General features: G+C 76.3%; 9 protein-coding genes and 1 pseudogene. 9 read left to right on the forward strand and 1 reads right to left on the reverse strand.

The window, feature by feature from the left end:
• Positions 1 to 1,938 (forward strand): condensation domain-containing protein (locus ACFVXK_RS29500; protein WP_389617309.1); only part of this gene is annotated, 1,938 nt, incomplete at its 5' end.
• A 113-nt stretch (positions 1,939 to 2,051) separates the two neighbouring features.
• On the opposite strand, the gene ACFVXK_RS29505 is transcribed toward ACFVXK_RS29500, so the two are convergent.
• Positions 2,052 to 3,398: an MFS transporter gene (locus ACFVXK_RS29505; RefSeq protein ID WP_389617312.1), complete on the reverse strand. Its 1,347-nt coding sequence runs from the start codon at positions 3,396 to 3,398 to the stop codon at positions 2,052 to 2,054.
• A 96-nt stretch (positions 3,399 to 3,494) separates the two neighbouring features.
• Between ACFVXK_RS29505 and ACFVXK_RS29510 the strand changes: the two genes are divergently transcribed.
• From ACFVXK_RS29510 to ACFVXK_RS29545, 8 genes and pseudogenes are all read left to right on the forward strand, one after another.
• A complete protein-coding gene (locus ACFVXK_RS29510; RefSeq protein WP_389617315.1) occupies positions 3,495 to 4,469 on the forward strand; it encodes a DUF5937 family protein in 975 nt (324 codons plus the stop codon).
• Positions 4,470 to 4,920: 451 nt separating this feature from the next.
• Complete coding sequence (locus ACFVXK_RS29515) at positions 4,921 to 12,078, forward strand: amino acid adenylation domain-containing protein (protein ID WP_389617318.1); 7,158 nt, start codon at positions 4,921 to 4,923, stop codon at positions 12,076 to 12,078.
• Positions 12,075 to 12,281, forward strand: a complete 207-nt coding sequence (locus tag ACFVXK_RS29520) for an MbtH family protein (protein WP_389617320.1) — start codon at positions 12,075 to 12,077, stop codon at positions 12,279 to 12,281. Before ACFVXK_RS29515 ends, ACFVXK_RS29520 begins: the two co-directional genes overlap by 4 nt.
• Before the next feature lie 153 nt (positions 12,282 to 12,434).
• Entirely contained in the window at positions 12,435 to 12,857 is a 423-nt protein-coding gene (locus tag ACFVXK_RS29525) for a cobalamin B12-binding domain-containing protein (protein ID WP_389617323.1), read from the forward strand.
• Positions 12,854 to 14,236, forward strand: a complete 1,383-nt coding sequence (locus ACFVXK_RS29530) for a methylaspartate mutase (RefSeq protein WP_389617326.1) — start codon at positions 12,854 to 12,856, stop codon at positions 14,234 to 14,236. Before ACFVXK_RS29525 ends, ACFVXK_RS29530 begins: the two co-directional genes overlap by 4 nt.
• A 56-nt stretch (positions 14,237 to 14,292) precedes the next feature.
• Positions 14,293 to 15,276 (forward strand): asparagine synthetase A, encoded by a 984-nt coding sequence (locus ACFVXK_RS29535; RefSeq protein ID WP_389617329.1) that lies wholly within the window; start codon positions 14,293 to 14,295, stop codon positions 15,274 to 15,276.
• Positions 15,273 to 16,772 (forward strand): glutamate synthase-related protein, encoded by a 1,500-nt coding sequence (locus ACFVXK_RS29540; protein ID WP_389617332.1) that lies wholly within the window; start codon positions 15,273 to 15,275, stop codon positions 16,770 to 16,772. Before ACFVXK_RS29535 ends, ACFVXK_RS29540 begins: the two co-directional genes overlap by 4 nt.
• Positions 16,769 to 16,958, forward strand: a pseudogene (locus tag ACFVXK_RS29545) (hypothetical protein); the annotation flags it as partial. The gene ACFVXK_RS29540 and the pseudogene ACFVXK_RS29545, both read left to right, overlap by 4 nt.

Below are 16,958 nucleotides of genomic sequence, written 5' to 3' on the forward strand. Positions count from 1 at the left end.
CCGCTGTCGTACGCGCAGCGCCGCCTGTGGTTCACGGACCAGCTGGAGGGCCCGTCCGCGACGTACAACATCGCGCTGGTGCGGCGGCTGGACCGGCCGCTTGACCCGATGGCGCTGGCGGACGCCCTGGCGGACGTGGCGGCGCGGCACGAGGTGCTGCGCACCGTGTACGGGGCCGAGGGCGGGGAGCCGTACCAGGAGGTGCTGGCGCAGGCCCGGCCGCAGCTGGAGCTGGGGCGGCCGGCGGACGTGGCGGCGGCGGTGGACGCGGCCGCGGGCCACGTCTTCGACCTGGCGCGGGACCTGCCGTTGCGGGCCTGGCTGTTCTTCCCCGAGGGCGAGGGGCAGCAGACGCTGGTGCTGCTGCTGCACCACATCGCGGCGGACGGCTGGTCCACGGGGCCGCTGCTGGCGGACCTGTCCGCCGCGTACGAGGCGCGGGCCGGGGGCCGGGCCCCGGAGGAAAAGGCGCTGCCGCTCCAGTACGCCGACTACACGCTGTGGCAGCGGGAGCTGCTGGCGGGGGGCGGGGCGGACCGGGAACTGCGGTTCTGGGAGGGGGCACTGGCGGGGCTGGCGCCGCTGACGGACCTGCCGACGGACTCTCCGCGTCCGGCCCTGCCCTCGGGCCGGGGCGGGCTGACCGGGTTCACGGTGCCGACCCGGGTGCACGAGGCCCTGGTGCGGACGGCGCGTTCGCGGGGGGCCACGCTGTTCATGGCAGTGCAGGCGGCGCTGGCTGCCTGTCTGACCCGGCTGGGCGCGGGCACGGACCTGGCGGTGGGCACGACCGTGGCCGGGCGGGGCGACGAGGCGCTGTCGGGGCTGGTCGGGTTCTTCGTGAACACGCTGGTGCTGCGGACGGACACCTCCGGGGACCCGGAGTTCGGGACGCTGCTGGAGCGGGTCCGGGACGCGGACCTGGCGGCCTACGACCACCAGGAGCTGCCGTTCGACCGGCTGGTGGAGCACCTGAACCCGCACCGGTCCTCGGCGCACCACCCGCTGGTGCAGGTGATGCTCCAGGTGAACGCGGCGGCCGGGGCGGGCGGGCCGCTGACGGGCCCCCTCGCCGGCGCGGAGCTGCCGTTCGGCTCGGCCACGGCCAAGTCGGACCTGACGTTCGCCCTGACCGAGCGGGAGGACGGCTCGCTGGCGGGGGTGCTGGAGTACGCGACGGACCTGTACGGGCCTTCGGGCGCGGCCCGGCTGGCGGCCCTGCTGGGGGCGGCGCTGGAACTGTTCGCGGCGGACTCGTCGGCGCGGGTCGGCGACCTGCCGGCCCCGGCGGACCGGCGCGGGGAGCGGCCGCTCGTCGGGGGATACCGGATCGACCTGTCGCAGGTCTCGGAGGTGCTGTCGGCGCATCCGGCGGTGCGCGGGTCCCGGGTCCGGGCCGAGGGCGGCCGGCTGCTGGCGGAGGTGACGGTGGCCGGGGCCGCGGAGTCGGGTGTCACCGAAGCCGTGTTGCAGTCCTGGGCGGCGGAGCGGCTGCCGGAGTACGCGGTGCCGGCGGTGGTGACGGTGGTCGGGGAATCCTCCCCGGGTGACTCCGCCGGGGGCGGGCCGGGTGCCGTGCGGGCGGACGCCACCGCGAGCGGCGGGACGGCCGCTCCGGGGGACCTGCTGCTCGCCGGGTTGCTGCGGCTGTTCGCCGAGGTGCTGGACGGGCGCGACGTCGGCCCGGGTGACAACTTCTTCAAGGCGGGCGGGCACTCGCTGCTCGCGGTGCGCCTGGTGAACCGGGTCCGGACCGAGCTGGGCAGGGAGCTGACCCTGCGCGAGGTGTTCCGGCACCCGACCCCGGCGAAGCTGGCCGCATTCCTCGCGGCGGCCGCCGTACCCGCCGGCCCGCTGCTGGTGGTGCCGCCGGTCCCGCCGACCCCGCCGCCGCTGCGCCGTCGCACCCGGGGCGGGTCCCGGGTCCGGCAGCCGTAGCCGGAGGCCCGGAGAGCGCGGGGAGGCCCGTACCCACGGGGGGCGGGCCTCCTCGCCGTGTCCGCTGGTCCGGACACGGCGGGGGCGGGGTGCGGTCGGGCTCGGCCGGGGGTTCAGGCGGGGGTGCGGGTGGACCGGTCTGCGGTCCGGGCCCGACGGATGCCGAGCAACAGGGGCAGCACCGCGCACAGTTCGCCGACGGCCCCGACCCACAGGGCGGCACGGACCCCCGCTTGTTCGGCGAGGAGTCCGCCCACGAGGGCGCCCACCGGCATGCAGCCCCACACCACGAAGCGGAAGGTCGCCGAGACCCGCCCCAGGAGCGGTCCCGGGGTGACCCGCTGCCGCAGGGCCACCGACTCGATCCGGAAGGTCATGAAGGCGGTCCAGCCCAGGCCCTGGAGCACACAGGCCACGGCGTACCGCCAGTCCGCGTGGAAGAAGGGCACGGCGCACAGCCACAGCAGTCCGCTGACGAGCACCGAGGCGCACATCGCGCGCCGGACGCCGAGACGGGCCGCGGCACGGGCCGCGAGCAGGCTGCCCAGGAAGCCGCCCGACGCCTCCGCGGTGAAGACCACCCCGCACAGCAGGGGCGACAGGTCGAGTTCACCGGCGAGCAGCACCAGCAGCATCGAGGTGCCGACGGTGCCGCAGAGGTTGGACACCGCCGCGGTCAGGGTGAGTCCGCGCAGCATCGGGTCGCGGAACAGGAAGCGGAGCCCTTCCGCGATCTCCGTGCGCAGTCGTGATCCCCGGGGCCGCTCGGCGGGCCGGGGGTCGTCCGCCCTGATCCGGGCCAGCAGCAGCGCCGACAACAGGTGGGCGACGGCGTCCACGAGGAGCGCGACGGGGGCGGTCACCACGGCCAGCAGCGCCCCGCCGGCGCCGGGCCCCGCCGCGGCCGTGACGGTACGGGTGGATTCCAGGGCGACGTTGGCCGCCACCAGTCCTTCCTCGTGGACGAGCCGGGGCAGGTGTGCCTGGTGGGCGGCGTCGAAGAAGACCGCGCAGACCGACAGGCCGAAGGCCACCGCGTACAGCTGGGGCAGCGACAGCACCCCGCACCAGGCGGCCACCGGCAGGGTGAGCAGCAGCAGGGTCTTCCCGAGGTCGCCCACGACGAGGACCCGGCGGCGGCGCATCCGGTCCACCCAGGCTCCCGCGGGCAGGCCGAGCAGGAGGAATCCCAGGTACTCGCACGTCACCAGCAGGCCGGTCTGGAACGGGCCGGCCCCGAGCGGGCCGATGGCCACCAGCGGCAGGGCGAGCGCGGTGACCGCGGTGCCGGCCTGGACGACGGTGTCGGCGGCCCAGAAGCGCCGGAAGTCCGGCAGCCGGTACAGGGCGGGACGGGGGCCCGGCTGCGGATCCGGGTGAGGGCCGGGCTGGGGGGCCGAGTGGAAAGTCGGTGCGGCGGGGGTCGGCGTCGTGGGTGACGTGGGTGATGTGGGGGTCATGACGGGGCACACCACCAGCCGCGGGCGACGACCACCATTGTTTTAGCCTGGGCTGAATCCTCGCCGGGACCCGGCGGGGCGGAAGGGGGCGACGGAATGGCTGCGGTGGGGTCCGGGACGGCGGAGGTCCGGTTGGGGGCAGAGGTCCGACTCGGGGCGGAGGACCTGGCCCGGATCCGGTTCGCGATCTCGCCGCTGTGGGAGGCGGTCGCGGCGCTCCGCGCCACCACCGATCCGGGGCGCCACGCGCTCCACCTCCCCTGGCTCAAGGAAGCGTCGGCACTGGGCACGGAGCGTACGGCCCTGCTCCCCCACCTGACGGAACTGGAGGCGAGCCTGCCGGCCCCGCGGTGCCCCCTCGCCACGCTGGACGAGGAACTGGCCGTGCTGCCGGTGCCCGAGGGAACGGCGGGGCCCGCGGCGACCGCCGCCGCGGTGCGCCGGTGGTGGCGGGCCGGGGTGGAGCCCCACTGGCCCCGGATCAGGGCCGTGCTCGAAGCCGACCTGGCCCACCGCACCCGGCAGTCCGCCGAGGACGGCATCCGGGAGGTCCTGGCCCGCCTGCACCCGGATCTGGACTGGTCGGCGGGCCGGCTGCGGCTCCCCGTCGACGCGGCGGGCCCGCCGGCCCGTACGGTGCCCGCCGGGGCCGGGCCCGGTCTGACCCTCGCGCCGAGCGCGTTCGCGCCCCGGTGCGTGTTGGTGCCCGGACGGCCCGGCGTGCCGCCCTGCCTGGTCTACCCGGCGCGCGGGGTCGGCACCCTGTGGGAGCGGCCCGCGGACACCGCCGAAGGGCTCGCCCGGCTCCTCGGGCGCAGCCGGGCCCGGCTGTTGGCGGACACCGTCACCCCGTCGACGACCACCGGGCTCGCGGAGCGGACGGGGCTCACGGCAGGGGCGGTCTCCCAGCATCTGGCCGTGCTGGGGGCGGCCGGGCTGGTGACCCGGCACCGGTACGGGCGGGAGGTGTACTACCGGGCGGCGGACCTCGGCCTCGCGCTGCTGGGCGGGACCCATCCGCTGCGCGGGGCCGCTTCTCCGTCCCGACAAGCCGCCACCGCGGCCCCCTGACGGGGCTGAGTCGTGCCCCTCCCCGGGGCCTGTGCGGCTTCAAGACCGCCTCAAACGCCGGCGGGGCTGATCCTTCGCTCCGGCCCATGCCAAGGCACCCACCCCCACGGAAACCCAGCCGTCACGGCGATCGAGCGCACCGGTAGGCCGCACCGCCACCCTCCCGAGCCGGACACACCACCCCACCCCACTCCAGCCCGCGCGGCGCTTGAGCGCATCGGTGAGCGACACCACCCACCGCCCGAGGAACACCCGCCGCCCCGGCCACTCGCCCCCCCCCACCCCGCCGGGGCGCCTTGCGGCAGGAAGGAGCGGCAGTTCGGGGGCAGCCCCGCAGGGCCGAGCTGCCCCGGGGACTGCCCGCCGCGGCCCCGGGCCGTACCTAGCGTGGGGGCAGGTCACCCCGCTCCTCCCCGACCCGACCCCGAACCCCTCGCCTGGAGGCCCCGCGATGCCCTCGACCGCCCCTACCGCCTCCGCCGTCCTGGACGGCGGCCCGGCGCCCAGGCCGGCGCCCCGCGTCCTGGACCGGATCGCCGGGCAGGACGCCGAGCGGGTCGCCCTGGTCCACGGCGACCGGCGGATGACGTACGGTCAGCTGGCCCTCGCCGTGGCGCTGCGCGCCGACGAGCTGGCCGCCCTGGGGGCCGGTCCGGGCCGCCTGGTGGCCGTGCGGCGGCCCCGGGGCGTCGAGGCCGTCGTGGGTCTGCTCGCGGTGCTGCGTACGGGCGCCGCCTACCTGCCGCTGGACCCGGCCGCCCCGGCCGCCCGCACCGCCGCCGTCCTCGCCGACTGCACCGGCGCCGACCAGCCGCAGGCCCCCGAGGGCGAGACCGTGCTGCCCGGCCCGGGCGTCGGCCCGGACGACGCGTATGTGATCTACACCTCGGGCTCCACCGGCACCCCGAACGGCGTGGTCGTCGGGCAGGACGCGCTGGCCCACTTCACCGCCGGGGCCACCGAGGTCTACGGGATCACCGCCGAGGACCGGGTGCTGCAGTTCGCGCCGCTGCACTTCGACGCCAGCGTCGAGGAGGTGTTCTGCACCCTGGGCGCCGGCGCCACCCTCGTCCTGCGCGAGGACGAGATGCTGGACGTGCCCGGCCTGCTGGCGGGCTGCGCCGCCCACGGGATCACCGTCCTGGACCTGCCCACCGCCTACTGGCACGAGCTGGCGCACGCGGTGTCCGCCGGGCTCGCCGAACTCCCGCCCTCCCTGCGGACCGTGATCATCGGCGGGGAGGCCGCGCTGCCCGAGCGGGTGGCGCGGTGGGCGGCGGCCGTGGACCCGGAGCGGGTCCGGCTGCTGAACACGTACGGGCCCACCGAGGCCACCGTGGTCGCCACCGTCGCGGACCTGTCCCGGTACGCGGGCGGCCCGGTGCCCATCGGCAGCCCCCTGCCCGGGGTACGGGCCGCCGTGGTCGACGGCGAGCTGTGGCTGCTGGGCGGCGGGCTGGCCCGGGGCTACCTGGGGCGGCCGGAGCTGACGGAGCGCCGGTTCGCCCGGCTCGGCGGCGAGCGCGCCTACCGCACCGGCGACCTGGTGCGGGTGCGCGAGGACGGCCTGCTGGGCTTCGAGGGCCGCGCCGACGACGAGGTGAAGATCAACGGCCACCGGGTGGACCCGGCCTCCGTGGAATCGGTGCTCTCCGGGCACCCCGCCGTCCGCGAGGCGGCCGTGGTCGCCGTGGCCGCGCCCGGCGGCGGCCGGCGGCTGGCCGCCTTCGTGGTCGCCGAGCCCGGCACCGACGGGCCCGCCCTGCGCGAGCACACCCGGCTGGCGCTGCCCGCCGCGGCCGTGCCGGGCAGCTTCGAGCTGGTCGCGGCCCTGCCCCGGACCTCCTCCGGGAAGATCGACCGCAAGGCCCTGCGGGCGGCGGCGGAGCGGACGGCGCCCGCCGCCTCCGCCGCCCCGGACCCGGCGTACGACGTGTTCACCGGGGAGCCGCTGCCCGCCGAGGAGCGGGTGCCGCTGTCGTACGCGCAGCGCCGCCTGTGGTTCCTCGCCGGACTCGAAGGCCCGTCCGCCACCTACCACCTGCCGCTGGTGCTGCGCCTCGACGAGGTCCCCGACGCGGACGCGCTGGCCGCCGCCCTCGCCGACCTGGTGGAGCGGCACGAGGTGCTGCGCACCGTGTACCCGGCCGTGGCCGGGGAGCCGTACCAGCACGTCCTGGAGGCGCCGCCGGTCCCCCTGGAGGTGCGCCGCCCCGCCCCCGGGTCCCTCGACGCCGACGTGGCCCGGTTCACCGCGGGCACCTTCGACCTCGCCGCCCAACTCCCGCTGCGTGCCGCCCTGTTCCTCACCGAGGAGGAGCCGGCCGGGAAGCCCGCCGCCACCCTGGCACTGCTGACCCACCACATCGCGACCGACGGCTGGTCGGTGGGCCCGCTGCTCGCCGACCTCGGCGCCGCCTACGCGGCCCGCCGCGCGGGCTCCGCGCCCGACCGGGAGGCCCTGCCGGTCCAGTACGCCGACTACACCCTGTGGCAGCAGGACCTCCTCGCGGACCCGGCGGCCCTGCTGGAGCACTGGACCGCCGCCCTGGACGGCATGCCCACCGTGCTCGACCTGCCCGCGGACCGCCCGTACCCGGCCGAGCCCACCGGCACCGGCGCCACCGTCACCGCCCGCCTGGCACCGGAGGCACTGCGCCGGCTGACGGCGCTCGGCGAGGACCGGGGCGCGAGCCTGCTCATGGTGCTCCAGCCCGCCCTCGCCCTGGCCCTGGCGGCGGCCGGGGCCGGGGAGGACATCGCCGTGGGCACCCCCGTCGCGGGCCGCGGCGACGAGGCCCTCGACGCCCTGGTGGGCTTCTTCGTCAACACGCTGGTGCTGCGCACCGACGTGGCCGGCCCCGCCACCTACGCCGAACTCGTCGACCGGGCCCGGGAGGCGGACCTCACCGCCTACGCCCACCAGGACCTGCCCTTCGACCTGCTGGTCGAGCACCTCTCCCCCGAACGCGGCCTCGCCGTCAACCCGTTCTTCCAGGTCATGCTCACCGCCCAGGAGGAGGACGGCTCCGGCCTGCGCACCGGCGGCCCGCTCGCCGGGACCTTCGCCGAACCGGGCCTGGAGGCCGCCAAGTTCGACCTCAGCGCCTCCTGCGTGGCGCTGCCCGGCGACGGCGGGCTCCAGGTGTGGTGGCAGTACGCGGCCGACCGCTTCGAACCGGAGACCGCCCGGCTGCTGCTGGACCTGTTCCTCCGCGCCCTGGAGCGGGCCGCCGCCGACCCGCACGCCGTCACGGACGCCCGGGCCCTGCTCGCCGACGGGGAGGCGGAGCGGATCGCCGCCCTGCGCGCCGGGCTGGCCCGCGCCGAGGAGGAGCGGCGCGCCGAGGCGGCCCGGGAGGCCGCCGCCGGCCCGGACTCCGGGCAGGAGGCCGCCGTCACCCTGCTGCGGAACCTGTTCGCCGAGGTGGTCGGGGTGGAGGCGGTCGGCCCGGACGACAACTTCTTCTCCGTGGGCGGGCACTCCATGTCCGGGGTCCGCCTGGTCAACCGGATCCGCGCCGCCCTCGGCACGGAGGCCCGGATCCGCGACCTGTTCCTCGCCCCCACCCCCGCCCTGCTGGCCGCCCGGCTGCTGCGCGCGGCCGCGCCCTCCAGGCGCCCCGGGCCGGTGCCCGTACCGCGGGCGCTGCGGCCGGAGCGGATGCCGCTGTCGTACGCGCAGCGCCGGCTGTGGTTCGTGGACCAGCTGGAGAGCCCGAGCCGTTCGTACACCATCCCCTTCGCCCTGCGCCTGGACCGGCCGCTGGACCCGGAGGTGCTCGCCGACGCCCTCGCGGACGTCGCGGAGCGGCACGAGGTGCTGCGCACCGTCTACCCGGCGGTGGAGGGCGAGCCGTACCAGCGGGTGCTGTCCGGCGCGGCCGCCCGGCCGGCGCTGGAGACGGTGTCCTGCCCGGCCGGGGAGCTCGCGGACGCCGTGGACGCGGCCGCGGGCCGGGTCTTCGACCTGGCCGCCGACCTGCCGGTACGGGCCGCGCTGATCACCCCGGAGGACGCCGGTCCGGACGGCCCCGGGCAGGTCCTGGTGCTGGTGGTGCACCACATCGCCGCCGACGGCTGGTCCACCGGCCCGCTGCTGTCCGACCTGTCCGCGGCCTACGCGGCCCGGGCCGCGGGCACCGCCCCCGGCTGGCGGCCGCTGCCCGTGCAGTACGCCGACTACACCCTGTGGGAGCGGGCGGCGCTGACCGGGGAGGCCGCCGAGGAGCACGTGGAGTTCTGGCGGAACGCCCTGGCGGGCGCCCCCGAGGTGCTGGAGCCCACCCCGGCCAGGACCCGGCCCGCGGACGCCTCCCGGCGCGGCGCGGCCGTGCCCGTGGCCCTGGAGGCCCCGGTCCACGCCCGGCTGGAGGAACTGGCCCTGGCGCACGGCGCCTCCCTGTTCATGGTGGTGCAGGCGGCCGTCGCGGCGCTGCTGACCCGGCACGGGGCCGGCACCGACCTGCCGCTGGGCACGGTGGTCGCGGGCCGCGACGACGAGAGCCTGTCGGACCTGGTGGGCTTCTTCGTCAACACGCTGGTGCTGCGCTGCGACACCTCCGGCGACCCGGCCTTCGCCGAGCTGCTGGACCGGGTCCGCGCCACCGACCTGGCGGCCTTCGCCCACCAGGAACTCCCCTTCGACCTGCTCGTGGAACGCCTCAACCCGGCCCGCTCCACGGCCCGCCACCCGCTGGTGCAGACGGTGGTGCAGGTCCACCCGGCCGAACCGGAGACCCCGCCGGGCACCGCCCTGACCGGCACGCCGCTGGGCACCGAGTCCGGGTTCACCAAGTTCGACCTGACGGTGTCCCTGCGCGAGACCCGGACCCCGGACGGGACGGCCGACGGCCTGGCGGGCGTGCTGGAGTACGCCACCGACCTGTACGACGCGGAGACCGCCGCGATGCTCGCCGTCCACCTGGAGCGGATCCTGCGCGCGGTGGCCGAGGACCCGGGCCGCCGCGTCGGGGACCTGCCGCTGCTCTCCGCCGAGGAGGAGCACCGGCTGCTGGCCGGGTACAACGACACCGCCGTCCCGCGGGCCGAACTCGGCCTGGTCCACGAGCGGTTCTCCGAGCAGGCCCGCCGCACCCCGGACCGCACCGCCCTGTCCTTCGGGGAGGAGCGGGTGACCTACGCCGAACTGGACGCCCGCGCCAACGCCCTCGCGCACCGCCTGATCGCGGCCGGGGTGGCCCGGGAGGACGCCGTGGGCGTGCTCATGGACCGCACCCCGCTGCTGCTGGTGGCGGCGCTGGCGGTGCTCAAGTGCGGGGCGGCGTACGTGCCGCTGGACCCGCGGCTCCCCGAGGCCCGGGTCCGTATGATCCGTGAGGACACCGGGGCGCGGGTGCTGCTCACCCAGGCCGGGCACCTGGGCTCGGCGGCGGCGGTGCAGGAGGCCGCGGCGGGGGTGCTGGTGCTGGCCGCGGACGCGGCGGGCGGCGACCCGGGCGGGGACGTGGGCTGGGAGGCCCGTACCGCCGACCCCGGCGTCGAGGTGGGCGAGGACTCCCTGATGTACGTGATGTTCACCTCGGGCTCCACCGGCCGGCCGAAGGGGGTCGGGGTCACCCACCGCAACGTCACCGAGCTGGTGACGGACCGCTGCTGGGACCTGGACCACCACCGGCGGATGCTGGTGCACTCGGCGATCGGCTTCGACGCCTCCACCTACGAGCTGTGGGTGCCGCTGCTGGGCGGCGGCGAGCTCGTGGTCTGCCCCGGGGACGGCACCGACCTCGCGGAGATCGACCACACCGTCCGCAGCCAGGGCGTGAGCGCCGCCTACTTCACGATGGGCCTGTTCCACATCATGGCCGACGAGGGCCTGGACACCCTGAAGCTGCTCGACGAGGTGTGGACGGGCGGGGACGTGGCCTCCCCCAGCGCCCTCCAACGGGTCCTCACCCACTGCCCGGACACCGTGCTGGTGCACAGCTACGGCCCCACCGAGACCACGTTCGCCTCGCACTGGCAGCGCTTCTCCACCGCTCAGCGGACCGTGCACGGCGTGTACTTGGGGGCGGCCCTGGACAACACCCGGGTGTACGTGCTGGACGAGCGGCTGCGGCCGGTGCCGCGGGGCGTGGCCGGGGAGATGTACATCGCCGGCAGCCAGGTGGCGCGCGGCTACCTGGGGCGGCCCGGTCTCACCGCGGAGCGCTTCCTGCCGGACCCGTTCGGCGCGGACGGCGGCCGGATGTACCGCACCGGCGACCTGGTCCACTGGACCGCCGGGGGCGAACTGCGCTTCCTGGGACGGGCGGACGGGCAGATCAAGCTGCGCGGGTTCCGCATCGAGCCCGGTGAGATCGAGGCCACGCTGGCCCGGCACCCCGGGGTCGGGCAGGTCGCGGTGGTGGTCTTCGAGGAGGGCCCCGGCGGCAAGCGCCTCGTCGCGTACGCCGTGCCGCGGGCCGGGCACGGATTGACCGCGGAGGGCCTGCTGCGGTGGGCCGCGGACGAACTGCCCGAGCACATGGTGCCCTCGGCGGCGGTGCTGCTGGACGCCATCCCGCTGACCGTCAACGGCAAGCCGGACCGCAGGGCGCTGCCCGCGCCCGCCCCGGCGGAGCGCACCGCCGGCCGGGCCCCGCGCACCCCGCGCGAGGAACTGCTGTGCGGGCTGTTCGGCGAGGTGCTCGGGGTGGCGGAGGTCGGCATCGACGACAACTTCTTCACCCTGGGCGGGCATTCGCTGCTCGGCGTGCGGCTGATCAGCCGGATGCGGGCGGTGCTCGGCCTGGAGTTGGGCGTGCGGGACCTGTTCCGGACGCCGACCGTGGCGGGGCTGCTCGGGGACGAGCCCACCGGCTTCGACCCGATGGGCGTGGTGCTGCCGCTGCACGCGAAGGGCAGTCGGAACCCGCTGTTCTGCATCCACCCGGGTACGGGCGTCGGCTGGACCTACGCCGGCCTCACCCGCCACCTCGGCCCGGACCAGCCGCTGTACGCCATCCAGGCGCGGGCGCTGAGCGAGCTGGGGCACTCCCCGGAGTCGGTGGAGGAGATGGTGGCGGACTACCTTCCGCTGATCCGCGAGGTCCAGCCGCACGGCCCGTACCGGTTCCTGGGCTGGTCCTTCGGCGGGACCGTCGCCCATGCCCTGGCGGTACGCCTGGCGGAACTGGGCGAACGCACCGAGCTGCTGGCGATGATGGACGTGCACCTGCTGCCGACGGAGCCCGAGCGGCGCCGGATGACCCCGGCCCAGAAGCGGGACATGCTGGTCGGCGACGCCTCGGACGAGCCCGAGGACGCACCCTTCGACGTGGACGCCCTGATCGGCCTGGTCCGGCTCAAGGACCCGGTGCTCGGCGCCTTCTCCGACGGGGAGATCCGCTCGGTGATCGGCGCCTCCATCAACCACGCCGAAATCATGAACCTCTATTCCCCGCAGCCCGTGAAAACGGACATGCTGTTCCTCGGAGCCCTGGAGGACGGGGAGACGGAGAACACCCTCGCACAGCACTGGATTCCCTATGTAGACGGCACCGTGGAAAACCACTTGATCGGAGTTCCGCACACCAGAATGGGTGAACCGGAACCGCTTTCCCTGATCGGCCGTATCCTTTCCGAGAAACTGAGGAGCCTGTCATGAGCAACCCCTTCGACGACGCCGAGGGCACCTTCCACGTCGTGGTGAACGCCGAGGGCCAGCACGCCCTGTGGCCCGTATTCGCCGACGTTCCCGCAGGCTGGGACGTGGCATGGGGGCCGGGTGCGCACGCCGGCGCGCTGGCCCACGTGGAGCGGAACTGGACCGACATCCGCCCGCTGAGCCTCGTGGCCCAGTACTCCTGAATCAGCCGGGGAATTCCCTGGGAGAACACCGGAAGGCCGTGCCCCGCACCCGTGCGGGGCACGGCCTTCCGCCTTTTTCCGTGCCCTTTGTTCCCCTCATACTGCCGCCGGAACTTCCCCTCGGAAGGCCCGGCGTTTCCTATATTTCTGAGCATGCGACGACGGAATGTGAACATCCTGCTGACGGGTACGGCCTCGGATTCCCATACCTGGAACCTCGTCTGCCTCCAGCTGTTCCTGGAGGAGCTCGGGCACCCGGTCCGCAACCTCGGGCCGTGCGTCACCGACGGGCTGCTGACCGCGGCCTGTGCCGCGGACCGGCCGGACCTGGTGGTCGTCAGCAGCGTCAACGGCCACGGCTACCGCGACGGGCTGGGCGCGGTGCGCGCCCTGCGCGGGGCCGGCCTGCGCACCCCCGTCGTCGTCGGCGGCAAGCTGAGCACCGCCGGCCGGCCCGACCCGGTGCAGCGCGGACGGCTGCTGGACGCGGGCTGCGCGGCCGTGTTCGACGACGGGGACACCGGCGCCCTGCGCACCTGGCTGGACACCGCCTTCCCCCGGCGGGCCGTCGCGTGAGCGCCGCCGCCACGCGCCCCGCCGCACCGGCCCCCGACTGCCCGGCGGCCGCGCCGCACCCCTCCTTCGGCGGGTTCGTCGCCGCCGCGGCGGCCGCGGGCCGGCTGGTGGTCCAGCCCCGGATGGGCTTCGGCGACCCCGCCCTGATGCGCGACGGCCTGTCCCGCACCCGGGGGGCCGTCGCCACCACCGTCGGCACCCTGACCATCGACAGCTACACCCGCGTCGGGGACCTGGCCGGCGCCCGCGCCGCCCTGGAGGAGGGGGCCCGCCTCAACGGCTACCCCATCGCCAGCCACCCCGCCGCCGTCACCCGGGAGCTGCTCGACGGGGTCCGGGACGCCTCCTTCCCTGTGCAGGTCCGGCACGGCTCCTCCCGTCCGGAGGCCATCATCCGGGCCGCGGCGGCGGCCGGGCTGGACGCCACCGAGGGCGGCCCCGTCTCGTACTGCCTGCCCTACGGCCGCACCCCGCTCGCGGAGTCCGTGGACAACTGGGCCCGCGGCTGCGAGCTGCTGGCCGAGCTGGCACCCGCCCCGCGCAGGCCGCACCTGGAGACCTTCGGGGGCTGCATGCTCGGCCAGCTCTGCCCGCCCGGCCTGCTCGTGGCCATCAGCCTGCTGGAGGCGGTGTTCTTCGTCCGGCACGGCATCCGCAGCGTCTCCCTGAGCTACGCCCAGCAGACCCACCCCGGGCAGGACGCCGAGGCGCTCCGCGCGCTGGGCCGGCTGGCGGCGGAGTTCCTGCCCGCGGAGGTGGACCGGCACGTGGTGCTGTACACGTACATGGGCGTCTTCCCGCACACCGAACGGGGCGCCACCCGGCTCCTGGAGGACTCCGCGCAGCTCGCGGTCCGGGCCGGGGCGCAGCGCCTGATCGTCAAGACCACCGCGGAGGCGCACCGCATCCCCTCGGTCCGGGAGAACGTACGGGCCCTGGAGACTGCCGCCGCCGCGGCCGCCCTGGCCGGGCGGCCCGCGGGGGCCGGTCCGGGGCCGGAGCAGGCGGACGGGGAGGTGTACCGCGAGGCCCGGGCCTTCGTGGAGGCCGTCCTGGAGCTCTCCGAGGACCCGGGCCGGGCCCTGCGCACGGCCTTCGCACGGGGGGTGCTGGACGTCCCGTTCTGCCTGCACCCCGACAACGCGGGCCGCAGCCGCAGCTTCCTCGACCCGTCCGGGCGGCTGCGCTGGTCCGACACCGGCGCCATGCCGGTGGTCCCGTACCTCTCCCCCGGCGGGCGGACCCCGATGACCTCGGACGGGCTGCTGCGGGCCCTGTACGCGGTGGCCGGCCGCTACGACGCACCGGACGGCCCGCCCGCCGCCCCGGCCCGGCCCGCCCGGGAACGGGACGCCGTCAGCGCCGCGAGCCCCTCGTGATCCGGACCTCCCCGCCCGCCCCTACGTCTTCCCCATCCCTCGCACAAGGAGTCGACATGGACCTCACCACCCCGCCCCCGCTGGGCGAACACCTGGCCTCACCGCAGCTGCGGTCCGCGATGCTGGTCCAGCAGGAAGCCCTGTACGCGGCACGCCGGTTCCTGCGCGGCGAGGGGTTCACGGAGCTGCTGCCGCCGCTGGTGGGCCCGGTCACCGACCCGGGCGGCCGCGGGGCGAAGGCCCTGGACGTGGACTACTACGGGCGCCCGTACAAGCTGATGACCAGCGCGATCCTCTACAAGCAGGCCTCCCTGAAGGGCTTCCCGCGGCTGTTCTACATCGCCCCGAACGTGCGGGTGGAGCCCCCGGAGACGGCCGCCACGGGGCGGCACCTGGTGGAGTTCCACCAGATCGACGTGGAGATGGCCGGGGCGACCCGCGAGGACGCCCAGGAGATCGCCGCCGGGCTGCTCACCCACGTGGTGGAGCACGTGTGGACGGCCGTCCCCGAGGTGCTGCGCGAACTGGGCCGCGACGAACTGGACTTCGCCGAGCTGCGGGCCGGCAAGTTCGAGGTCCGCACCCATGGGGAAGTGGTGGGGCAGCTGGTCGCCGAGGGGCATCCGCAGAGCCCCGACGCCGAGATCGACTGGGCGGGCGAGCGGATCCTCTCCCTCGCCGCCGACCGGCCCTTCTTCGTGGACGACTACCCCAAGGGCTCACGCGGCTTCTACGACCGCGAGGACCCCGAACGCCCGGGCGTGCTGCGCAACTTCGACCTCCTGGCGCACGGCGGCTACGGGGAGATCGTCAGCGGCAGCGAACGCGAGTCGGACTACGCCACCATCGTGACCCGGATGCGGGAGAGCGGGGAGAACCCCGCCAAGTACGCCTGGTACCTGGACCTGGCCCGCGAGGGCATCTCCCCCAGCGCCGGCTTCGGCATGGGCCTCCAGCGCCTGGTGCGCTTCCTCACCGGCCTGGACGCCCTGTGGCAGGTCAGCGCCTACCCGAAGCTCCCGGGGGTGATCGCGCCGTGAGCTCCCTGCACGCGGACGGCTTCCCCGAGCGGGAGGTGCGGGCCCGGGCGCGCACCGGCACCGCCGAGGTGTTCCCCGCCGCCGACGGCTACGGCGACGGCGGCGAGCTCTACGGCGCGGGCGGCTCCCCCGCGGCCCCCGGCGGGCAGCTCCCGCAGGGGCCGGACGCCCTGGACCGGCTGCGGATCGTACCGCCGGTGTTCATGCCCCGGCGCCTGGAGAAGCTCATCGACCTGGGCCGCGAACCCTCGTACGAGGACGTGGAACTCGGCGGCACCACCGGCGGGTTCACCACCCCGCTCCCCCTGTACCTGTCGGCCTTCGGCTCGACCCGCGCGGGCAGCGGGGACCTGGCCCTGGCCGCCACCCGGCAGGCCGCCCGGCTCGGCCTGCCCATGGTCGTCGGCGAGAACATGGTCCCGGTGCACGGCTACCGCCGCGGCGAGGGCGACGGCGTCCGCTCCGCCCTCCTGGAACGCATCGCCGTCTACGCGCAGACCGTCCCCGACGGCCTCGGCGGAGTGGTCGTCCAGCAGTCCACCGAGGACGCCGACTCCGAGGTGTGGAACCTCCTCTACAGCGACCCCGGCACCCGCGCCCTGCGCGACTCCGGGCGGCTCGGCTTCGAACTGAAGGTGGGCCAGGGCGCCAAGCCCGGCCTCGGCGGGATGACCGTGGTGGGCGCGGAGGAAGCCGGGCGGCTCGCCGGGCAGTTCGCCGTCCGCGACGTGTTCGGCGACCCCGACCGGTGGCTGCGCTGCGCCACCCCCGGCACCTTCACCGAGGAGATCGTCCGCCAGCAACTGCGGTTCATGCGCAACAACTTCCCGCTGGCCCGGACCTGGGTGAAGTTCCACCCGGGCCGCGACATCGGCCGGGCCGCGGCCACCGCCTGGGCCGCCGGCGCCGACGCGGTCACCGTCGACGGCGCCGAAGGCGGCACCGGCTGGGCCCCCCGGGTCTTCCTCGACCAGGTGGGCCTGCCGCTCGGCGAATGCCTGCGCCGGATCGGCACTCCGGCCGGGGACCTGCTGGCCACCGGACGGATCTGGGAGGGCGGCCGGGCGGTACGCGCCCTCGCCCTCGGCGCCCGCGCCGTCGGCCTGGGCCGGGCGGCCCTGGTCGCCGTCGACGAGGACCCCCGGCACGGGCTGGAACGCCTCGTCGACGCCCTCGCCCTGGAACTGCGGCTGCTGGTCAGCGCCCTCGGCAAGTACCGGACCGCCGACCTGGCCCCGGCCGACCTGTGGGACCCGACCACCGCACCCGAACCCGCCCACGCACCCGCGCCCGCACCGGCACCCGGACCCGTGCCCGTACCGGCACCGGCACCCGGACCCGTGCCCGTACCGGCGTCCGCACCCGCGTCCGCCCACTCACCCGCACCCGTGCCCGCACCGGCACCCGGACCCGAGCCCGCCCACGCCGCCGCCGGCACCCGCACCGGCACCGGCACCGGCACCGGCACCGCCCTGCCCGCCGGGGGCCGGTCGTGAAGCGGGCCGCACCGGGCCCGGCGCGGCCGCGCCGCGCCCTGGTCCGCGCCCTGGTCCGCGCCCGGTTCCGGCCGGCCGGACCCGACGGCCCGCCCGTGCTCACCGTCCGCCCCGGACCCGGCTCCGCCCCCGCCGCGGCGGCCGCCGCCCGCGCCCTCCCCGAGGCCGGACACGCCCACCACGGCG

The organism is Streptomyces sp. NPDC058157 (assembly GCF_042884105.1).
Classification (GTDB): Bacteria; Actinomycetota; Actinomycetes; order Streptomycetales; family Streptomycetaceae; genus Streptomyces.

Bases quoted from the DNA above. Each gene is read 5' to 3' on its own strand.
- ACFVXK_RS29505 (WP_389617312.1), bottom strand. From the start codon at position 3,398: ATGACCCCCACATCACCCACGTCACCCACGACGCCGACCCCCGCCGCA.
- ACFVXK_RS29510 (WP_389617315.1), top strand. From the start codon at position 3,495: ATGGCTGCGGTGGGGTCCGGGACGGCGGAGGTCCGGTTGGGGGCAGAG.
- ACFVXK_RS29515 (WP_389617318.1), top strand. From the start codon at position 4,921: ATGCCCTCGACCGCCCCTACCGCCTCCGCCGTCCTGGACGGCGGCCCG.
- ACFVXK_RS29520 (WP_389617320.1), top strand. From the start codon at position 12,075: ATGAGCAACCCCTTCGACGACGCCGAGGGCACCTTCCACGTCGTGGTG.
- ACFVXK_RS29525 (WP_389617323.1), top strand. From the start codon at position 12,435: ATGCGACGACGGAATGTGAACATCCTGCTGACGGGTACGGCCTCGGAT.
- ACFVXK_RS29535 (WP_389617329.1), top strand. From the start codon at position 14,293: ATGGACCTCACCACCCCGCCCCCGCTGGGCGAACACCTGGCCTCACCG.